This window comes from Micromonospora sp. MP36 (genome assembly GCF_008119785.1).
GTDB lineage: Bacteria > Actinomycetota > Actinomycetes > Mycobacteriales > Micromonosporaceae > Micromonospora.
This window is the reverse complement of the sequence record NZ_VSFA01000012.1, coordinates 74897-90386: the sequence shown is the minus strand read 5'-3', so window position 1 is coordinate 90386 and position 15490 is coordinate 74897. Positions and strand designations below refer to the sequence as shown.

The window sequence follows — 15490 nt, the reverse complement described above, 5'->3', positions numbered from 1 at the left end:
AGTACCGTCACCGTAACTCAGATCACCGCAGGCTCGAAGGGGTCCGGCGGATCACTCCCGGGTGGGGTCGGCGGCCGGACCGGCGCCCGTCCGGCGGCGCAGCGAGGTGGTCGCCAGGACCAGCGCGAGCACCACCACGAGGCCGGAGGCGGCGATCAGCACGACGGCGGTCCGAACCGGGCCGAAGCCGTCCTCGTCGGCGGCCCGCCCCGCGTGGGCCAGCACGCCCTCGGAGCCGGCCGCCACGGGCAGGGCCAGTGCGGCGGCGGAGGTGATCCGGAAGCTCATCTGCACCTGCCGGTCCCGCCCGCTGCGCGGCTCCAGCCGGCCGGCGACCGCGCCGGACAGCGGGGCCCGGCGCTGGGCCTCCGGCGTGGCGGCCACCGGCAGCCGCAGGGTGGCGCTGCGCCCCGCCGGCACCGTGCCCAGGTCGCACCGGGTACGGGTCGGGGCGACGGCGGTGCAGCCGGCGGGCGGGTCGGTGGGGGTCACCCCGGCGGGGAGGACCACCTCGACCCGCCCGGCCGCGTCGGCCTTGCCGGTGTTGCCCAGGCGTACGGCCAGGGTGGTCGGGTCACCGCCGACGCCGAACAGCACCTCCTCGGCGTGGAGCGCGATCCCGGGCGCCGGCGGTCCGGGCGGGAAGAGGACGGCGAAGCCCTCGTCGTCGGTGGCCGCCCCGCTGGCCCCGGGTGCGGTGGCGGTGACCCGGACCGAGCCGCTTAGCGGCATGGACCGCCAGGCGGTGCCCGCGACCCGGATCCGGATCGAGCTGCGGAACCGGGTGCCCGGCGCGGTGGTCCACCCGCCACAGCGGTAGGTGCCGCCACCGGCGGGCGCGCAGCCGGCGGTTCCCGCGTCGGTCAGGCCGGCCGGCAGCGTGTAACCGAGCCGGACCCGCGCCGTGGCGCCGCCGGTGTTGGTCACGGTCACCCGCAGCGTGGTCACCGTGCGGTCCGCGTTCCAGTAGGCCGGGGTGAGCGTGACGTCCTCGGTGGTGACCCGCACGCCGAGCCGGCCGCCGGCCGACTGGCCGGGCGCCGCGGGCGGGGCGGCCGGCGGGGGAGCCGGGGCGGTGGTGGTCGGCGCGGTCGTGGTGGGCCGGGGTTTGCCCGGGGTGGTGGTCGTCGGGGCCGGCGCGGTCGTCGTCGGTGCCGGCGGCACGCTCGTCGGGGGCGCGCTCTCGGTCGGCGGCGCGGTGGTCGGCGCCGGCTCGGTCGTGGTGGGGCCCCCGGTGGGCGTGCCGTCGGTCGGGTCGCCGCCGGGGTCGGTCGCCGGATCGGTGGCCGCGCGAGCCACGCCGGTCACTGTGGGCGATGCCGTGGCCCACCCGGGCGCCAGCCCGACCGCCGCCGCGAGGCCGGCGGCCAGCGCCGACGCGAGCAGCACGGAGGTACGTCGGTGCCCGGCCCGGCGAGCGGGCCGTAGGCGGGGGCGCGTCATCTGTCCTCCGTGAGGCTCACTGGGTTCATTCTTTCGGCCATAGTTGTCATCGGGCGTTAGGTCAAAAACGAAACAAAGTCGCGCGGACCGCCTGGACGGGCGGAGCGGTAGGCTCCCGACCGTGACCGGATATCTCGGCTCGTACGCCACCCTCGGTCTCCTGCTGCTCGCCGCCGTGCTCTTCTTCGTCACGGCGTTCTCAGCCAATCGGGTGTTACGTCCTGGCCGTCCGGCTGACCCCTGGGGAAAACGGGCCAGCTACGAGTGCGGCCTCGACCCGGTCGGCGGCGACTGGGCGCAGATGCAGATCAGGTACTACGTCTACGCGTACCTGTACGTGCTCTTCGCGGTCGAGGCGGTCTTCCTCTTCCCCTGGGCGCTGGTCTTCGACCGGCCCGGGTTCGGCGCGACCACGGTGGTGGAGATGGCCGTCTTCGTCGCCGTGGTGGCGCTCGGCATCCTCTACGCCTGGCGGAAGAACATCCTCCGCTGGACCTGACCGACGGCTCCAGGGCGCTGCGCGGCGTCAGACGCGCCGCGCTGGAGTTGTCGTAGGCTCAGGCCAGCCCGCGACGGGTCAGGGTCGGCGGCCGGTCTCCCTTGATCGAGGCGACCATGTCCAGCACCCGGCGGGTCTCGCGCACCTGATGGGCGCGGAACACCCGGGCGCCCAGCCAGGCCGAGACGGCCGTGGCGGCCAGCGTGCCCTCCAACCGGTCGGGCACCGGCAGGTCCAGCGTCTCGCCGATGAAGTCCTTGTTCGACAGGGCCACCAGCAGCGGCCACCCCGTGTCGGTGAGCTCGGCGAGCCGCCGGGTGATCTCCAGGGAGTGCCGGGTGTTCTTGCCGAAGTCGTGCGCCGGGTCGATCAGGATCCCGTCCGGACGTACGCCGAGGGCCACCGCCCGCTCGGCGAGCCCGGTCACCGTCGCGGCCACGTCGGCCACCACGTCGTCGAATGTGGCCCGGTGCGGCCGGGTGCGTGGGGTGAGCCCGCCCGCGTGCGAGCAGACCAGCCCGGCGCCGGTCTCCGCCGCGACCCGGGCCAGCGCCGGATCCGCCCCCGACCAGGTGTCGTTGAGCAGGTCGGCGCCGGCCGCCACCGCCTCCACGGCCACTTCGGCCCGCCACGTGTCGATCGAGATGACCACGTCGGGGAAGGCGGCCCGGACCGCCGCGATGGTGTCCACCGTCCGGCGGATCTCCTCGGCCACGTCCACCTCGTCGCCCGGGCCGGCCTTCACCCCGCCGATGTCGATGATGCCGGCGCCCTCGGCCACCGCCCGGTCCACCGCCCGCAGCGCGCTGTCCTGGGCGAAGGTGGCGCCCCGGTCGAAGAACGAGTCCGGGGTGCGGTTGACGATCGCCATCACCACCAGCTCACCCGGGGAGAAGGTCCGTCCACCGAGCCGTAGCGCCCCGGCCATGCCCGCCTCCTGATCTCCGCCCCGGCCCCGGTCGTCCGCCGGCCGCCCCCGACGCTATCCGGTCGATCGCCGATCGGCCCGCCCGGTACGCGGGGTTTCGAATCATGGTCGGAGCGGGTGGAGGGCTCGCCCGAGGCGCGCCCGCATGCCACGATCTCCCCATGGGTGAGGTTCTGCTCCTCTTGGTCGTCGCGCTGACCGTCGCGGCGGTGGTGTTCGGGGTGACGGTGCTGGTCTCCGGGCGGGACCCGGGCCTGGTGCCGGCCGAGCCGGACGGGCGGGCCGTACCCCTGCCGGGCAGCCGTCCCCTGGACGAGTCGGACGTCGCCGAGGTGCGCTTCGACACCGCGCTGCGCGGCTACCGGATGGCGCAGGTCGACCAGGCGCTGCGTCGGGCCGCGTACGACATCGGCTACAAATCGGAGCTGATCGGCGTGCTCGAGGCCGAGGTCGCCGCGCTCCGGGCGGGGCGGACCGAGGAGGCCGACGCGCTGCGCCGGACCCGCGAGGAGGCCGCCGGCACGAACCCGGCCGACGCCCCGGGCGACCCGGGCGACGAGAGCACGGGTTTCTCGGCCGACGCCCCGGCCGCCGACACCTCGGCCGCGGAGGCGACCGACCCACCGGCCGCCGAGTCGGCTGCCCCGCTGACCGCCGACGCGGGCCTGGCCGCCGCGCCGGCCGCCGCCGCGGTGGAGGACGAGGCGACACTCCCCTCGGACACCCCGACGCCCGCCGGCCCGGCGGCCCCGGTCGCGGCGCCCGCCGACGAGGCGGCAGCCGACCGGGCGGCCGCGGGTCGGGCAGCGGCCGAGCCCACCCCCGCCCCGGCCGACGACTCCACCGGCACGGGCGCCCCGGCTGACGACGGCGAGCGGAAGCGCGGTGCGGTGGTCCGCTCGGAGTCGGCGTGACCGGCCCGGAGGGCGACGGACTCGACGATGCCACCCAGCCCGGCGCCGCCGAGGTCACCGCGACGGTGATCGTCGACGCGCCGGCCGAGCGGGTCTTCGCCGCGCTGACCGCGTGGGAGCGGCAGTCCGATTGGATCCCGCTCACCACGGTTCGCGTGGTGGAGGGCGACGGCGGCGAGGGGAGCCTGGTGGAGGCGGTCACCGCGTTCGGCCCTGCCGTGGTGCGGGACGAGATGCGGGTGGTTCGGGTGGACGCCCCGTACGAGGTCGGGGTGGTGCACTGCGGCAAGCTGCTGCGCGGGCCCGGGGTGCTGCGCTGCACCCCGGTGGAACGGGACCGTACGCAGGTGGTCTGGCACGAGTGGTTCCATCTGCCCGGCGGGACCGCCGGCCGGGTGGCCTGGCCGGTGCTCTGGCCGGGCTCGAAGTTCGGCCTCACCCAGGCGCTGAAGAAGTTCGCCCGGCTGGTGGAGCAGGGCCGGCTGCCCTGAGCCCGGTCGTGGTCGGTTGTCGGTGGGCTGGCCTACCGTTTACGCCGTGACTGACCTGGTGACCGGTGCCGACGGCCTGCCCCGCTGCGCCTGGGGAGCGAGCACCCCGGACTACGCCGTCTACCACGACCGGGAGTGGGGCCGGCCGCTCCGTGGCGACGACGCGCTCTATGAGCGGCTGACCCTGGAGGCGTTCCAGTCCGGCCTGTCCTGGCTGACCATCCTGCGCAAGCGGCCGGCGTTCCGGCTCGCCTTCGACGAGTTCCGGATCGAGAAGGTCGCCGGCTACGGCGAGGCCGACGTGGCCCGGCTGCTGGCCGACGCCGGGATCGTCCGCAACCGGGCCAAGGTCGAGGCGGCCATCGCCAACGCCCGGGCCGCGCTGGAGTTGCCCGACAGCCTCTCCGCGCTGCTCTGGTCCTACGCGCCGCCGCCCCGCCCGGCCCGGCCCGGGTCGTTTGCCGACGTACCGGCGCTCACCCCGGAGTCGACCGCGCTGGCCAAGGCGCTCAAGAAGCGCGGCTTCCGCTTCGTCGGCCCCACCACCGCCTACGCGCTGATGCAGGCCACCGGCATGGTGGACGACCACCTCGCCGGCTGCCACGTCGCCCTCGACCCGGCCGGGACGTGACGCCGGCGGCGTCCGGCGGACGTGCTGGGGCCGGCAGCGGCGCGGCGTGGTGGGATTGACCCATGACCGACACCGAGCTCCGCACGAGTGGGACGAGCGAGACCACCGCGTCCGGCGCCTGGGCGGTGCTGCTGCCCGCCGAACGGTACGAGGCCGAGCGGCTGGTGCACCACGACACCCTGGAGCTGACCGGGCTGGAGGGCGTCGTCCGGCCCCGGCCGGGTGACCCGGTCGCGGTGCTGGTCGACGAGCCGCTGCGGCTGGTGGCGCTCGGCCGGGTCGCCCTGGCCACCGCCGAGACCCGGGAGGACCCGGACGACCCCCAGTCCGAGGCCGGTCCGGGGGAGCTCGTGGTGACGTACACCCGGCGGGTGCTCGACGAGCCGGTGCCGGTGGACGACCTCCTGGCCCTCGACGGGCCGGTGACCGGGTTGGACCTGGCCGCCTGGCGGGAGCTGGCGGCCCGGCTCGGCCCGCCGCCCGCCCGGCGGTCCTGGCTGGTCAGCCTCGACCTGCCGATCGAGGCGGCCTCGCCCGCCGAGGCGGTCCGGCTCTTCTGGTCGTACGTGCAGGAGCTGGGCCCCCGGGAGCTGCCCGCTTTCGTCTCGCCCAGCGGCGACGAGCTGGCCATGCAGGCCTACGTGCTCGGCGTGGTGGCCAACCAGGATCCCGAAGAGGACGACTGACGCCTGCCGGCCGTCCCGGAGCCGCGGGGCCGGCTCAGCGGCCCTCGAAGACCGGCTTCTGCTTGTTGACGAACGCCATGGTGGCCGCCCGGTGGTCGGCGGTGGTGCCGCAGATCGTCTGCGCCTGCGCCTCGGCGGCGAGGGCGTCGGCGAGCGTGCCGGCGTCGGCGATGGAGAGCTGGCGCTTGATCGCCCCGTACGCGACGGTCGGGCCGGCGGCGAGCCGGGCGGCCAGCTCCTGCGCGGTCGGCAGCACCTGCTCGTCGTCGTCCACCAGGCGGGTGAGCAGGCCGAGCCGGCCGGCCTCGTCGGCGCCTACCGGCTCGGCGAGCATCAGCAGCTCGACGGCCTTGGCGTGGCCGACCAGCCGGGGCAGCGTCCAGGAGGCGCCGGTGTCGGCGGCGAGCCCGACCCCGGCGAAGGCCATCAGGAACTTCGTCTTCGGGCCGCCGATCCGGAAGTCTGCGAGGAACGCCAGCGAGGCGCCGGCCCCGGCGGCCATGCCCCGGACCGCGGCGACCACTGGCTTGGGCAGGTTGGCCAGCCGGGCGGCGATCGGGTTGTAGTGGGCCCGCACGGTGCCCAGCGGGTCGGTGTCGGCGGATTCGAGGGTCTGCACGTGCTCCCGCAGGTCCTGCCCGGCGCAGAACGAGCCGCCCGCCCCGGCCAGCACGACCGCCCGGCAGGACCGGTCGGTCTCCAGCTCCGCGAGGGCGTCGCGGAGCGCCTCCTTGAGCGCCAGGTCCAGCGAGTTCATCGCGTTCGGGCGGTTCAGCGTCAAGGTGACGACGGCGTCGGTGCGGTCGACGAGCAGCGGCTCGGTCACGTTCTAACGACCCTTCTGTCGGGCGAGGCGGTTGCTGGCGTCGAGGCACTGCTCGACGTACCGGTCGGCGGCCGGCCGGAGCCGGGCCGCGTGCCGGTCGAAGAAACCGGCCGCGCTGGTGCCCGGCCAGCGCTCGGGGAGCAGCGCCGGGGGCAGCTGCGGATCCTGGAAAAGGAAGGTACGCCACGCGTGCACGAGCCGGAACCGGGCCGCGTACGCCTCCTCGTCGCTGCTGCGCACGGTGACGCCGGACAGCAGGGGCTTCTGCTCGGCGACGAACCGTTCGTACGCCCGGCCGATCTCGGCCAGGTCCCAGGCCCGACGGACCACCCCCATGGCGCCGGGGTTGCCGGCGGCGTGGGCGGCGGTGAACCGCTCGTAGCGCACGCCCGCCTCGGCGAGCAGGACGTCGACGTCCTCTCCCGGGCGGGTGGCCACCCAGGTGCAGTCGTCGAGCGGGCCGTAGCCGAGGAAGGTCAGGTTGGCGGCGAGCCGCTGCCGGTCGCGCCGGGAGGCCGGGGCCTCCAGCACCAGCATGTCGAACCGCCCGTCCCAGCTGTGCCGCCCCGTCCGGTAGATCCGGGAGGCCGCCTCGTCGAGTCGGCGGCCCGCTTTCGGCGTGATCGAATAACCGGGTCCGGTGGCGAGCCGGAGCGGTTCGAGCCAGCCCTGGCGGACCATCCGGGAGACCGCGGTGCGGACGGCCGGAGGGGCGATCCCGAGCGGCGCCAGCAGCTTGACCAGGGCGGCCACGGGTGCGCGCCCACCCCTCGCCCGGAGGTGGTCGCCGTACAGGTCGAAGAGTGCCGACCGTGCCTGCATGACCGCACATTGTGACAGGCCTACCCAAGATAAGCTAGATGCTGTTACATCAATGCTGCTTCGGTTTGGGTCCGGCGGTGTTCATCAGGGAAAATCGTTGGTCGACACCCCCGCGATGGTTGCGGGTGGTTATGGCGAAGTGGCTGTGGGGCAACCCACCGACCCTGGTGTAGGTCTGAGGGGAGACAACATGGCGGCGATGAAGCCGCGGACGGGCGACGGTCCGCTGGAAGTCACCAAGGAGGGCCGGGGCATCGTCATGCGGGTCCCGCTGGAGGGTGGTGGCCGGCTCGTCGTCGAGATGACTCCCGACGAGGCCACCGCGCTGGGTGACGCGCTGAAGGCGGCCGCCGGCTGAGTTGAGGAGCGGTCCGCGTGACGGCTGTCGCGCGAACGGTTCGTTCTACCCTGAGCCACCGGCACCAGCCGGTGGCTCAGGGCCTTCGTCGACTCGATTCGGCGAAGTATCCCGCTTTGAGAATTTTCCGGAGGTACGGTCCAGCGTGCTGGCCATTCGTCTGGTGCGCGAGCCCGAGCGGCTCGACACCCTCGTCCTGCCCGTTCGTCCCGAGGGGCCGGACAGCCCGCCCGCGCTGGTCCCCACCGCCTCGCCGCCCGCCGACGACGTCCGGGCCGAGGCGGCTTCGCTGCTGCCCGCCGCCCGGCTGACCGGTGCCGCCGGAGAGGTGCGGGAGCACCTGCGCCCGGGCGGCACGCCCGCGCGGCTGGTGCTGCTCGGCGTCGGCGACGGCGACGAGCACGGCTGGCGGGGCGCCGGCGCGGCGCTCGCCCGCGCCGCCAAGAATGAGACGTACGTCACGGTCGCCCTCCCGGCGGACGCCGCGGTGGCCCTGCGTGGCCTGGTCGAGGGGCTGCTGCTGGGCTCCTACCGGTTCCGGCTGACCGAGGCCGGCGGGACGCCCGCGCTGGCCGAGGTGGACGTTGTGGTGAGCGATCCGGACGGGCTCGCCCCGACCCTGGCGACGGCCCGCACCACCGCCGAGATGACCCGGCTGGCCCGGGACCTGACCAACACCCCCTCGTCGACGAAGAACCCGGGCTGGTTCGCCGCCCAGGTGGCGGAAGCGGCGGCCGACCGCCCCGACCTGCACCTGCGGGTACGCGGGCCGGAGGAGTTGGCGGCCGAGGGCTTCGGCGGCATCCTCGCCGTCGGCGGCGGCTCGGCCAGCGGCCCCCGCCTGGTCGAGCTGGACTGGCGGCCGGCGGACGCGCGTACCCACGTGGTGCTGGTCGGCAAGGGGATCACCTTCGACGCCGGTGGCATCTCGATCAAGCCGGTGCCGGCCATGAAGCTGATGCGCAAGGACATGGCGGGCGCCGCCGCGGTGGTCGCCGCGACCCTGGGCGCCGCCGCGCTCCGGCTGCCGGTGCGGGTCACCACGCTCGCGCCGCTCGCCGAGAACATGGTCAGCGGGTCGGCCTTCCGCCCCGGCGACGTCATCCGCCACTACGGCGGCGTGACCAGCGAGAGCACCAACTCCGACGCCGAGGGCCGGCTGGTGCTGGCCGACGCGATGGCGTACGCGGAGCGCGAGCTCCGCCCCGACCTGCTGGTCGACCTGGCCACCCTGACCGGCGCGAACGCGGTGGCGCTGGGCAAGCGGCACGGCGCCCTGTACAGCGAGAACGACGGACTCGCCGCCGACCTGCTGGCCGCGATCGAGGCGGCCGGCGAGCGCGCCTGGCGGATGCCGCTGGCCACCGACTACCTGGACTACCTGGGCAGCGACGTGGCCGACCTGCACAGTTCCCCGGACCGGGGCGCCGGCTCGATCGTGGCCGCGCTGTTCCTCCGAGAGTTCACCGGCGACCTGCGGGACCGCTGGGTGCACGTGGACATGTCCGCCCCCTCCTGGTCTGAGGACGAGCAGGCCGAGCTGACCCGGGGCGCCACCGGCTGGGGCGTACGCGGGCTGCTGCGCTGGCTGGCGACGCTGGGCTGACGGCGCGGGCGGTCCCCTGCCGGGCGCCGTCGCAGCCGCGGCGGCGCCGCTGCGGCGGTCAGGCCTTCACGGCGACGAGCAGGCCGTGCCCGACCGGCAGCAGCGCGGGGATCCAATGCTCCGACTCCCGGATCGCCTTGATGGTCTCCCGGACGGTGACCGTCTCCACGTCCCGGGCGGCGGGGTCGCCGATCCGGCCGCCCGCCAGGGTGCCGTTGAGCGCCAGCACCCCGCCGGGCCGCAGCAGCCGCAGCGCGGCGTCCACGCAGGCGGTGAAGCCGGCCGCCTCGGCGTCGACGAAGATCAGGTCGTAGGCGCCGTCCGCGAGCCGCGGCAGCACGTCGAGGGCCCGGCCGGTGATGATCCGGGTACGCCCCGACGGAAAGCCCGCCTCCACGAAGAGCCGCCGGGCGATCCGCTGGTGCTCCACTTCCACGTCGATGGTGGTGAGCACGCCGTCGGGCCGCATGCCGCGCAGCAGCCAGACGCCGCTGACCCCGGTGCCGGTGCCGATCTCGACCACCGCCCGGGCGTTGCCGGCGGCGGCGAGCAGGCGCAGCGCGGCCCCGGCTCCCGGCGTCACCGCCTCCACGCCCACCTCCTGGGCGAGGCTGCGGGCGGTCCGCAGCACGAGGTCCTCGGTGACGTACGACTCGGCGAACTGGAGCGCCTGGGCCGTCGAGTTGCCGGAACCGGCGACCGTGGCGATGGGACACCTCCGGGCGGTGGGAGTGGTGCGAGGGGTCGTTGGCGGTACGAGCCTAGAGGCGAGATCCGACGCGCGCAGCCGCGAGTGTGCTCCGCAACGATCACGGCCGGGCAACCCCTGACTCCGTTCGGGGCATTCGTGTAATCCTGGACGGTGTCCCCGTGCGGCACGGCCGGCTCCGTCGGCCCCAGGCGCGGGACGTGCGGGACGGACTGGGAGGCACCGACGTGACCGACGGCTGGGACTGGCGCCAGCCCGGCGGGACCCCGACACCGGCGGGAGGGCCGGTGCCCGGGAGCCCGCCCCAGGGCGGACCGGGCGGCGGGGGCGGCACGATCCCCGGGAGCCCGCCGCTGGGCCCCCAGAGCACACCGGGCGCCGGAGGCGGCGCGTTCCCCGGGAGCCCGCCGCTGGGCCACCCGGGCGCACCGGGCGCCGGAGGCGGCATGACCTTCGGGAGCCCGACCCAGGGCGCTCAGGGCAGCCAGGGCGCTGGGGGCGGCGCGACGTCGCCCTGGTGGTCCGACGCGCTCGCCGACCCGTGGCGCGACCCCTACGCGCCCGCCGCGGTGGTGGTCCCCGCGCCTCTGGTCGGCGCCGGCGAACCGGAGCCGGTGACCGACCCGGACGCGCCCGACCGGCCGAAGCTGCGGCAGGTGGTGCTGATCTCGCTCATCACGGCCCTGCTGGCCGGCTCGCTCGGCAGCGCCCTGACGTACGCCTTCCTGCGTGGCCACGCCGTGACCACCTTGGGCGCGCCGTCCCCGTCGGCCCCGGCGCTCGCCCAGCGCAAGCCCGAGTCCCTGGCCGGCGTCGCCGAGAAGGTGCTGCCCAGCGTGGTGACCATCCGGGTGGCCAGCCTGGGCGGCACCAGCGAGGGTTCGGGCTTCGTGGTCAGCGCCGAGGGGCACATCGTCACCAACGACCACGTGGTCGCGGGCGGCCCCGGCAAGGCCACGGTGATCTTCAACGATGGCAGTTCGGCCCCGGCCACGGTCGTCGGGCAGGACCCGGAGTCGGACCTTGCGGTGATCAAGGTGACGCGTACCGGGCTGCGGCCGGTGGAGTTCGGCGACTCGGACGCGCTCGCCGTCGGGGACCCGGTGCTCGCCATCGGCTCGCCGCTCTCGCTGGCCAACACGGTCACCGCCGGCATCGTCAGCGCGGTGGACCGGACCATGCAGGCCGGTGAGCCGGGCGGCCCGACGCGCTACTACGCGGCGATCCAGACCGACGCGGCGGTCAACCACGGCAACTCCGGCGGCCCGTTGGTCGACTCCGGCGGCCGGGTGGTCGGGGTGAACTCGACGATCAAGTCGCTGGTGGCTGACGGGCAGGAGGCCGGCAACATCGGGCTCGCCTTCGCCATTCCGATGAACCAGGCGAAGCGGATCACCCAGGACATCATCGGCACCGGCAAGGCCCGGCGTACGGTGATCGGCGCCCAGGTGGGCGGCACCGGCGTGACCGGCGGGGGCGTACGCCTCAACGCCGTCGAGCCGTCCGGGCCGGCGTCGGCCGCCGGGCTGCGCACCGGGGACGTGGTGCTCCGGCTCAACGGGCACCCGATGACCGATCCGGCGGATCTGGTGGCGCTGGTCCGCAAGTACGCCCCCGGCTCGGTGGTGACGGTGGAGTACCGGCGGGGGTCGACCCGGCAGAACGCCTCGGTGACGCTCGCCGCAGACGCGAAGTGAGCATCCCTCTCCCCCTCTCCCCCTCCCGGACTGCCCGGTGACGTGCGTAGTCTTGCCGTGGACACGGACGAGGAGGCCGGAGTGTTCGAGAACCTGAACTGGTGGGAGATCGGCGCCCTGCTGCTCCTGGCGCTGCTGATCTTCGGCGACCGGCTGCCCGCCGTGATCAACGACGGGCTGCGGATGGTCCGCAACCTGCGCAACATGGCCCGGAACGCCACCGGCGACCTGAGCCGTGAGCTGGGCACCGACATCCAGCTGGAGGACCTGCACCCGAAGGCGTTCATCCGGAAGCACCTGCTCAGCGAGGAGGACGAGCAGGCCATCCGGAAGCCGCTGCAGAGCATGTACGACAACATCCGCAGCGACGTCAGCGGCGTGCGTGACGACCTGAAGGACGTCGCGAAGGCGGCCGACCTGCGGGACGCCGCCCGCCCGATCACCGCCACCGGCGGCACCCCGAGCTCCGCCCCGGCCCCCCGCCGCAGCTACGACGACGCCACCTGACCCCGCCCCAGGGCGCCGTCGATCATGAGGTTGGCGGCGCACGGACCGGCGTGTCGCACCGCCAACCTCATGGTCGACGAGGCGGGGCCGGGACGGGACGACCCTCCCGGCCGGGGCCGGGAGGGTCGGTGAGGGGGTAGGGGTCAGCGGCCGGCGGGCTTGAGGCCAAGGGGCTTGCCGAGCAGGGACTCGCGGCGGACGGCCAGCCGGTCGGCGACCTGCATGAGCGCCCTGGCGGCCGGCGCGTCCGGCTGTGCCAGCACGATCGGGGTGCCGGCGTCGCCGCCCTCGCGGACCCGGGTGTCCAGCGGGATCTGCCCCAGCACCGGCACCTGCGCGCCGATGGTCCGGGTCAGCGACTCGGCGACCGCCTCGCCGCCGCCGGCCCCGAAGAGCTCCATCCGGGAGCCGTCCGGCAGCTCCAGCCAGGACATGTTCTCGATGACGCCGACCACCCGCTGGTGGGTCTGCAGCGCGATCGCGCCGGCCCGCTCGGCCACCTCGGCGGCGGCGGTCTGCGGGGTGGTGACGACCAGGATCTCCGCGTTCGGCAGCAGCTGGGCCACCGAGATGGCGATGTCGCCGGTGCCCGGGGGCAGGTCCAGCAGGAGCACGTCTAGGTCGCCCCAGTAGACGTCGGCGAGGAACTGCTGCAGCGCCCGGTGCAGCATCGGACCGCGCCAGACGACGGCCGCGTTGCCCGGGGTGAACATGCCGATCGAGATGACCTTCACGCCGTGCGCCTGCGGCGGCATGATCATGTCCTCGACCCGGGTCGGGGCGCCCTCGGCGCCGAGCATCCGGGGCACCGAGTGGCCGTAGATGTCGGCGTCCACCACGCCGACCGAGAGGCCGCGGGCGGCCAGCGCGGCGGCCAGGTTGACCGTGACGCTGGACTTGCCGACGCCGCCCTTGCCGCTGGCGACCGCGTAGACCCGGGTGCGGGAGCCGGGCTGGGCGAACGGGATCACCGGCTCCTGGCCGCCGCCTCCGCGCAGCTTCGACTGGAGCTCCTGGCGCTGCTCCGGGCTCATCACGCCGAACTCGATCTCGACGCCGGTCACGCCGGGCACCGCGCCGACGGCGGCGGTGATGTCGGCACGCAGCTTGTCCTTCAGCGGGCAGCCGGCCACGGTGAGCAGCAGCTCGACCCGGACGACGCCGTCGTCGCCGACCTCGGCGGAGCGGACCATGCCGAGCTCGGTGATGGGCCGACGGATCTCCGGGTCGTTGACGGTGGCCAGGGCGGCCTGGATCGCGTCGGAGACGGTGCTGACGGGTGCTGACATGCCCGCAATGCTACGTCGCTGGTCATCGGCGTCCGCCGTTGGCGGGGGCCGGTGTGAGCGAATCGATGGCGCGACCGAGGGGTGGACGGGTCGTGCCGCGAAGTGGGACGATCGAGACGAACGCCGCTCGCCTGGCCCCTTGAGGCGCGCGGCGTTCAAAGCTTTCGCTGCCCGGTTCAGCCCTCCGGGCGACGGTCCCGGGCGTAGTCGCCGTCCAGGTCGTCGTGCGGTTCGTCGAGCGGCTCGCCGCCGCCGTGCCGCCGGACCTCCCGCCCCTCCTGCTGCCGGCGCTCCAGCCGCAGCCGCCGCTGCGCCGCCTCGTCCAGCTCCTCGGCCAGCCGGGTCAGCTCCGAGCGGACGAAGTCCCGGGTGGCCACCTCGCCCAGGGCGATCCGCAGCGCGGCGATCTCCCGGGCCAGGTACTCCGTCTCGGCCTTCTGCATGGTGGCCCGCCGCCGGTCCTCCTCCAGCGCGATCCGGTCCCGGTCCGACTGCCGGTTCTGCGCGAGCAGGATCAGCGGGGCCGCGTACGAGGCCTGGATGGAGAGGATCAGCGTGAGGAACGTGAAGGTGTACGGGTCGAAGCGCCAACTCGGCGGGGCGAGGGTGTTCCAGGCGAACCACGCCCCGATGACCAGCGTCATGTAGACGATGAAGTTCGCCGTGCCCATGCCGCGGGCGATCCCCTCGGACCACCGGCCGAAGGTCTCCTGGTCGACCCGGGGCAGCCGGACGCCGCGGGGCTCGCGCGGCTGGTCCAGCCGCTCGGCCCGTCGCTGGTCAGCCATCGCCACCGTCCAGGGTCTCCGCCTCGGCGGCGACCGGGACCGGCACGTCCCGGTTCCGCCAGTCCCGGGGCAGCGAGTGGTCCAGCACGTCGTCCACGGTCACCGCACCGACGAGGCGGTTGTTGCGGTCCACCACCGGCATGGCGACCAGGTCGTAGGTGGCCATCCGGCGGGTGATCTCGGGCAGCGGGGTGGTCGGCCGCAGCGGGTCGATGTCGTTGACCACCACCCCGCCGAGCAGGTCGGCCGGGGGCTCCCGGAGCAGCCGCTGGAAGTGGACCATGCCCAGGTAGCGGCCGGTGGGGGTGGTCATCGGGGCGCGGGTCACGAAGACCTGGGCGGCCACGGCGGGGGAGAGCTGCGGCTCCCGAATCCGGGCGAGCGCCTCGGCCACCGTGGCGTCCGGGGGCAGGATGACCGGCTCGGAGGTCATCACGCTGCCCGCGGTGCCGGAGGCGTAGCGCAGCAGCTGGCGTACCGGATTGGCCTCGTCCGGCTCCATCAGGTCCAGCAGCACGTCCTGCTCCGGCGGCGGCAGCTCGTTGAGCAGGTCGGCGGCGTCGTCCGGATCCATCTCCTCCAGCACGTCGGCGGCGCGTTCCCGGTCCAGCGCGGCCAGGATCTCCACCTGGTCCCGCTCGGGCAGCTCGCTGAGCACGTCCGCGAGGCGCTCGTCGTCCAGCGCCGCCGCCACCTCGTTGCGCCGGGCGTCGGGCAGGTCCTGCAACGCGTTGGCCAGGTCGGCCGGGCGCATGTCCTCTAGGACGGCGAGCAGGTTGGCCGTACCCCGGGTGTCGCCGACCCCGCCGAGGCCGCGTACCCGGTCCCACTCGACCTGCTGGAGGTGGCCGCGGCGGGTGAGCCGGCCGGTCTGCTCGCGGACGGCCACCCGGCTCAGCGACCACTCGCCGCCACGGCTGCGTTCCATCGCCACGTCGACCACCGTGCCGGGCTGCCCGTTCTCCAACTGCACCCGCCGGTCCAGCAACTCCTGGAGCACCAGCAGCTCGTTGGGGCGCTTCTCGAAGCGGCGCAGGTTGAGGGTGCCGCTGCCCAGGACGACGGCGTCCGGGTCGATGGAGGTGATCCGGTTGATGGAGAGGAAGATGCGCCGGCGCATCGGCATCTCGGCGACCAGCCCCACCACCTCGGGCGACTGCGGGCTCGGCCGCATCCGGGCGACCGCGTCGCGGACCCGGCCCACCTGGTCGCCGTTCGGGTCGAAGACGGCGACTCCGGCGAGTCGAGCGAGGTAGACCCGGTTCGGCGTGCTCACAGGCACCAGCCTAAGGGCCT

At 74.7% G+C, this 15490-nt stretch carries 17 protein-coding genes; 9 read left to right on the top strand and 8 right to left on the bottom strand.

The window, feature by feature from the left end; translation table 11 throughout:
- Positions 1–51 precede the first annotated feature (51 nt).
- Complete coding sequence (locus FXF52_RS13075; protein WP_148796848.1) at positions 52–1443, bottom strand: hypothetical protein; 1392 nt, start codon at positions 1441–1443, stop codon at positions 52–54.
- 121 nt (positions 1444–1564) lie between these two features.
- Between FXF52_RS13075 and ndhC the strand changes: the two genes are divergently transcribed.
- On the top strand, positions 1565–1942 hold the full coding sequence (ndhC, locus tag FXF52_RS13070; protein ID WP_148796846.1) for an NADH-quinone oxidoreductase subunit A: 378 nt from the start codon (positions 1565–1567) through the stop codon (positions 1940–1942).
- A 58-nt stretch (positions 1943–2000) separates the two neighbouring features.
- Here ndhC and folP read toward each other — a convergent pair whose 3' ends face one another.
- Positions 2001–2870, bottom strand: coding sequence for a dihydropteroate synthase (gene folP, locus FXF52_RS13065; RefSeq protein ID WP_148796844.1), 870 nt, complete (start codon positions 2868–2870; stop codon positions 2001–2003).
- Positions 2871–3031: 161 nt separating this feature from the next.
- Between folP and FXF52_RS13060 the strand changes: the two genes are divergently transcribed.
- The 4 genes from FXF52_RS13060 to FXF52_RS13045 all read left to right on the top strand — a co-directional run bounded on the left by FXF52_RS13060 (position 3032) and on the right by FXF52_RS13045 (position 5592).
- Positions 3032–3784, top strand: a complete 753-nt coding sequence (locus FXF52_RS13060; protein WP_148796842.1) for a DivIVA domain-containing protein — start codon at positions 3032–3034, stop codon at positions 3782–3784.
- A complete protein-coding gene (locus FXF52_RS13055; RefSeq protein ID WP_148796840.1) occupies positions 3781–4275 on the top strand; it encodes an SRPBCC family protein in 495 nt (164 codons plus the stop codon). Before FXF52_RS13060 ends, FXF52_RS13055 begins: the two co-directional genes overlap by 4 nt.
- Before the next feature lie 46 nt (positions 4276–4321).
- Complete coding sequence (locus FXF52_RS13050) at positions 4322–4906, top strand: DNA-3-methyladenine glycosylase I (RefSeq protein WP_148796838.1); 585 nt, start codon at positions 4322–4324, stop codon at positions 4904–4906.
- A gap of 62 nt (positions 4907–4968) precedes the next feature.
- On the top strand, positions 4969–5592 hold the full coding sequence (locus tag FXF52_RS13045) for a hypothetical protein (protein ID WP_148796836.1): 624 nt from the start codon (positions 4969–4971) through the stop codon (positions 5590–5592).
- Between the two features lie 34 nt (positions 5593–5626).
- Here the strand turns inward: FXF52_RS13045 and FXF52_RS13040 are convergent, their stop codons facing one another.
- Together FXF52_RS13040 and FXF52_RS13035 are read right to left on the bottom strand one after the other, a co-directional pair.
- Positions 5627–6418 (bottom strand): enoyl-CoA hydratase-related protein, encoded by a 792-nt coding sequence (locus FXF52_RS13040; RefSeq protein WP_148796834.1) that lies wholly within the window; start codon positions 6416–6418, stop codon positions 5627–5629.
- Positions 6419–6421: 3 nt separating this feature from the next.
- Positions 6422–7240, bottom strand: coding sequence for a PaaX family transcriptional regulator C-terminal domain-containing protein (locus tag FXF52_RS13035; RefSeq protein WP_148796832.1), 819 nt, complete (start codon positions 7238–7240; stop codon positions 6422–6424).
- A gap of 190 nt (positions 7241–7430) precedes the next feature.
- On the opposite strand from FXF52_RS13035, the gene FXF52_RS13030 reads away from it, so the two are divergent.
- The gene (locus FXF52_RS13030; protein ID WP_013283866.1) at positions 7431–7598 is read left to right on the top strand and encodes a DUF3117 domain-containing protein; all 168 of its coding nucleotides are present in this window, start codon (positions 7431–7433) and stop codon (positions 7596–7598) included.
- 145 nt (positions 7599–7743) lie between these two features.
- Complete coding sequence (locus FXF52_RS13025) at positions 7744–9204, top strand: M17 family metallopeptidase (protein WP_148796830.1); 1461 nt, start codon at positions 7744–7746, stop codon at positions 9202–9204.
- Between the two features lie 58 nt (positions 9205–9262).
- On the opposite strand, the gene FXF52_RS13020 is transcribed toward FXF52_RS13025, so the two are convergent.
- Positions 9263–9913, bottom strand: coding sequence for an O-methyltransferase (locus tag FXF52_RS13020; RefSeq protein ID WP_222870506.1), 651 nt, complete (start codon positions 9911–9913; stop codon positions 9263–9265).
- A gap of 212 nt (positions 9914–10125) precedes the next feature.
- On the opposite strand from FXF52_RS13020, the gene FXF52_RS13015 reads away from it, so the two are divergent.
- Complete coding sequence (locus tag FXF52_RS13015; protein WP_370517963.1) at positions 10126–11610, top strand: S1C family serine protease; 1485 nt, start codon at positions 10126–10128, stop codon at positions 11608–11610.
- An 81-nt stretch (positions 11611–11691) separates the two neighbouring features.
- Positions 11692–12117, top strand: a complete 426-nt coding sequence (locus FXF52_RS13010; protein WP_148796912.1) for a preprotein translocase subunit TatB — start codon at positions 11692–11694, stop codon at positions 12115–12117.
- Positions 12118–12260: 143 nt separating this feature from the next.
- On the opposite strand, the gene FXF52_RS13005 is transcribed toward FXF52_RS13010, so the two are convergent.
- The 3 genes from FXF52_RS13005 to FXF52_RS12995 all read right to left on the bottom strand — a co-directional run bounded on the left by FXF52_RS13005 (position 12261) and on the right by FXF52_RS12995 (position 15470).
- Entirely contained in the window at positions 12261–13406 is a 1146-nt protein-coding gene (locus tag FXF52_RS13005) for an Mrp/NBP35 family ATP-binding protein (protein WP_148796826.1), read from the bottom strand.
- Positions 13407–13582: 176 nt separating this feature from the next.
- A complete protein-coding gene (locus FXF52_RS13000; protein ID WP_148796824.1) occupies positions 13583–14194 on the bottom strand; it encodes a DUF1003 domain-containing protein in 612 nt (203 codons plus the stop codon).
- Positions 14187–15470, bottom strand: a complete 1284-nt coding sequence (locus tag FXF52_RS12995) for a magnesium transporter MgtE N-terminal domain-containing protein (protein ID WP_148796822.1) — start codon at positions 15468–15470, stop codon at positions 14187–14189. Before FXF52_RS12995 ends, FXF52_RS13000 begins: the two co-directional genes overlap by 8 nt.
- Positions 15471–15490: the final 20 nt, after the last annotated feature.